At 62.0% G+C, this 4461-nt stretch carries 4 protein-coding genes; 2 read left to right on the plus strand and 2 right to left on the minus strand.

Features of this window, described 5'->3' with window-relative positions:
* The coding region (locus ACESNG_RS16975) for a response regulator (RefSeq protein WP_373069929.1) at positions 1-381 on the plus strand (381 nt) is incomplete at its 5' end.
* Between the two features lie 761 nt (positions 382-1142).
* Entirely contained in the window at positions 1143-2504 is a 1362-nt protein-coding gene (locus ACESNG_RS16980; protein WP_373059855.1) for a hypothetical protein, read from the plus strand.
* A 501-nt stretch (positions 2505-3005) separates the two neighbouring features.
* On the opposite strand, the gene ACESNG_RS16985 is transcribed toward ACESNG_RS16980, so the two are convergent.
* Both ACESNG_RS16985 and ACESNG_RS16990 read right to left on the minus strand, forming a co-directional pair.
* Complete coding sequence (locus ACESNG_RS16985; RefSeq protein WP_373059857.1) at positions 3006-3671, minus strand: metallophosphoesterase; 666 nt, start codon at positions 3669-3671, stop codon at positions 3006-3008.
* A gap of 1 nt (position 3672) precedes the next feature.
* Positions 3673-4341, minus strand: a complete 669-nt coding sequence (locus ACESNG_RS16990) for a helix-turn-helix domain-containing protein (protein ID WP_373059859.1) — start codon at positions 4339-4341, stop codon at positions 3673-3675.
* Positions 4342-4461 lie beyond the last annotated feature (120 nt).

The raw sequence follows: 4461 nt of genomic DNA on the forward strand, positions 1-4461 counted from the left end.
GTACTCGTGGTGGACGACGAGCCGGCCATCTGCAAAGTGACCGGTCGTCTGCTCGAGCGAGCCGGATACACGGTATTGCTGGCCGGCAGTGGCGTCGAAGCGCTGGACATCATCGAGCAAACGGGACCGCCAGCGCTGATGCTGACGGACCTTGGCATGCCGGGAATGGGCGGGCGCGAACTCGCTCAGCGAGTGCGGCAGAAATGGTCGGCCGTCCCCGTGATCTTCATGTCCGGCTATGCGGATGGCGCGGCCGATCACGACGGAGGGGACGCGCCGTCGCCTGTGCTGATCGAAAAGCCCTTCGACTCGTCGGTGCTGCTCGCCAACGTGGCGGTGGTCTTGAAGGCGGTTGGTGCGAGCGTCGCTCGGCCAGCGTGAACGACCCGGTTTTGTGCTGTTAGCAAGATCGCAAACCGCCGGAATACGGATGCCACGCACGCCACGGAATACACGGAATACACGGAAACGTCACTGATAAAATGAACAGCGCCGTTTCGCTTATCTGTGCTTTTTCCGTGTAATCTGTGGCATTCGTGTTCCGGCTGTTGCTCTTGCTGTTGCTGTTGCTGTTGCTGTTCGCTGGCAGAGTTCCGTGAGCCAACGACGGTGAGCCACGGCCGCTCGAAGACCGACGCGTTCAGGGTGGACGAGCGACGATGTTTTTACCGACAACGGGCTCCTGCATCAACTGCCGGGGATGGCGTCTGAAATGCAATTGCTCAGTCAGCCAAAGGCCTCCTGGGAAGGCTTTGTCGTCACGCCAGTGCTTGCCAGCGAGCCGCACGATGAAGTCCGAAGGATCGTCTATTGACCCCGCCACTTCGTACCGCTCCGCGAGACCTACAACGCGAGCGCGTGGTTGTGAGCCTTTGGAGCTATGCGCAAGATCACGAACCGCCGGAACACGGATGCCACGGAATACACGGAAACGTCACTGATAAGATGAACAGCGCTGTTTCGCTCATCTGTGCTTTTCCCGTGTAATCCGTGGCATCCGTGTTCCGGCTGTTGCTGTTGCTCTCGTCGTTTGCCGTTGGCGTTCCTCCAGCCGACGACCAGGGGATACGCGTCCAGCCAAACTGCGCTAGTTTCAGCAAATCCAGTACCAGCCCGCCGCTCGCCCCCCAATGGGAACTCCGATGCGTCAAATCAACCAGTGGCCTATTCTCCTGCTTGCGCTGACCGTTGCCTGTTCGGGCGGCGACAATGCAGCCGGTGAGTCGATCGCCCCGACGACCACGATCGCCGACGGGACGTACGCCCGCATTCAGCGCGACATTCTCAATCCGTCGTGCGTGTCCTGTCACAAGACCGGCGACCCCGGCGCACGACAGTCCGGGCTGGTGCTCACGGCGGATTCGTCGTACCAGCAACTCGTGGGCGTGGCCTCGCTGCAGCGAACGGCCAAGGCCAGTGGAATGCTGCGCATCAAGGCTTTCCGGAGCGACAGTTCGCTCTTTTTTCACAAGCTGGCGTGGATTCCCGGACATCACAGCATCGACTACGGCAATCTGATGCCGATGGGCACGGTGCAAGGAGTGACGGCTGGTCAGCTGGAGTACGTGCGACGCTGGATCGAGGCGGGGGCGCCGCGCACCGGCCACGTGGCCGATACGCTCGCGCTGCGGGACACGCGCGTACAGGCGGCCACGTTCACGCCGCTCGCCGCGCCGGCCAGTGGCGGCCTCCAGCTCAAGGTCGACAGCTTTGCCGTGACGCCGCTCGGTGAGCGCGAGCTGTTCGTCAATCGACGGGTCGGGAATATCACGGACCTGTACGTCACGCGCATCGAGTCGCGTATGCGTCCGGGCAGCCATCACCTGCTGCTGTATACGTTCGACGAACGCAACACCGCCTTCCCGTGCAATACGCGTCCGGCCGCGAACGTGGTGCGGGACATTCGCAATCGCGATGGCAGCATGAACTTGTTGAACATGCTGCCGATGGCGTGTCACGTGTTCTTTGCCGGTGCGATGACGCCCGACTACGACTATCGGTTCCCAGCCGGCGTCGCTCTGAGACTGCCCGCCAATACGCAGCTCGATTTCAATGTGCATTACGTGAACCGTTCGCCGACCGATCTGCCCGGCGAAGCGTTCGCCAACCTGTACTTCACCGACCGCGCCAACATCCAGACCGTCGCGCGCTCACTGAACTACGCGAACACGGACATTTCGCTGCCGCCGGGACGCCGCACCACGCACACGAAAGTGTTCACGATGCCCACGCGCACCACGATCCTGGGCCTCACGTCGCACATGCACGCACTCGGCGAGCGGTTCGAAATACGCGTGCGCCGCGCCAACGGTACGGAAACCAGCGTGTACCTCAACACCGATTGGGAACACCCGGGCTTCACCAACTTTGCGACGCCCCTCGTGCTGGAAGTGGGCGACGCTCTCGTCTCGGTGGTGACGTGGAACAACACCACCGATCGCACCGTGTCGTTCGGCTTGGCCAGCACGGACGAGATGGACATCATCTTCGGGTACGCGTACTAGGGACAACACTGTCCAGATATAATGACGATCGCCGTGACCCGCACTTCCAGGGCCGGTGTCGCGCGACGACGCGTGCGCCAGCGGCCGGAGAAAACTGTTCTACCGCGGATCAACGCGAACACCACACGGATCGTCCGTCGCGCGACGACGCGTCCGCCCGCCGCGCCGCACACTCAATTGTCGTCGTTGCTGTTCATCTGCGAAGATTTGTGCCGATCAGCGGTAAAGCTGTTCGTCAGCGGTTGCCGAGAACGGCATCACGGCGGATCAACGCGAACAACCACATGTTGTCGTGGCGGCGTATTCGCGAGCACTCCCGCCGATCGGCGGTGGAGCGCACGATGGCCCCGCTCATGTGATCGCCGCCTCGACCAAGACCTTGCGGGCCGGTGTCGGATGACGACGTGGATGGTGGATCCGCCGCGAGTGAGTGGCGGTGGCGCTCACCATAACTGGACACTGTTGGTGCCAAGGAGAAAGCTCTTCCTACGCCCTGCCGGCTTACGGCGCCCAGAGTAAGAACTCGTTGATGTCGAGCACGCGCACACCGTCTGGCGATGCGAAGGCATAGTGCATGTGTCCGCACACCAGCGGTGGGCGCAACATGCGTTCCCAGACCGACTCCACGATGTCCGCGTTGTGATCACGCCAGTCAGCTGGCACGCCGAAGTGATGTCGCACGAGCGGGTTGGCTGATTCGCTGATGGTGCGCTGTGGAGGGACGTGCGTCACCATCAGATCGATCCGCTGCCACGACTCGGTGCGCGCCACCTGTTCGGGCGTGATGTTCTCGTCGAGGAACCAGTCTCTGTTCAGTGTGCGAAACCGATAGTCGATGCTCGCCGCTCCGCCCAGACAGCCAACGCGAAGACCGCTGAGTTCCAGAACGTATCCATCAGGAACGAACGAGATATTGGGGGCGACCACGACCGGATGCGTGGAATTCAACCAGGGCATCGATGGATAGTGCTCATGGTTGCCGCGGATCCAATGCACCGGTCGCGACAGCGCCGCACCGACGGCGGTCCACGCCGCGACGCGATCGGGATACCAGCCAAAGTCACCGACCTGGATGATCGGGATGTCCGGCGGCAACTGATGATCGAGTCGAACGAGGGCCTGTGGGTCGCCGTGCAGATCGCCGAGCAGTGCAATACCGGAGTTCATGCTATGGCGCTCCAAACTCTTGCTCGATCCACTGCGCCAGCGTCTCGGGCGACGGTCCAAGGAGCGGGATCGCATCCGCTCGCACCGTGAGCCACCACGGATCCCCTGATTCGAGCCGAGCGACATCACGCGCACTGAGCCCGATCAACGAGGTGCTGACGCATTCACGCGCTTCCGTCGGCTCCATGCGTTGGCGCATCGCCTCGACCATTGGTGCGACGTCTGCTTCGTGTTCGACGATGATCGCGACATCGAGATCACTGAGCGGTCCATCGTCACCACGCGCCGCGCTTCCGTAGAGCCACACCGCGATGGGCGCGACGGTAAGTTCGAACGCGCTCGCGCGAAGGTCCGAGAGCACGCGGTCCACTCTCGCCGCTTCAGCCACGTAGAGTCCGACGAGGCTTGCTGCGAGCGGATGCGTGGCGTTCAGCTGGTAGACGATCGATCGGGCGCTCCCAAAGTGCGCAACGAGCCCGGTGTTGGCGAGCGCAGTGAGGCTTCGGCGCATGCCGCTGGCGTTCAAGCCTGTGCGGGTGGCGAGTTCCGACGTGGCCATCGGACGGCCGTGTGTCGCGAGCGCGCGCAGGATCCGGACGTTGCCGGGCGTGCCGTGTAACGCATCGAAAGGATGCCTGAACGTGCTGGAGGGACTGGTCGGTGGTCGCATAGCCGATTGACGTAAATAATATTGGTAAAGATATTATGGTATGTTTAACGGTATTATAGTATTGCCTTGAAAATTGGGATTGATCGACACGATTCTCGTGTGACACGAACCTCGTGTGAC

The organism is Gemmatimonas sp. (assembly GCF_041689975.1).
GTDB lineage: Bacteria > Gemmatimonadota > Gemmatimonadetes > Gemmatimonadales > Gemmatimonadaceae > Gemmatimonas.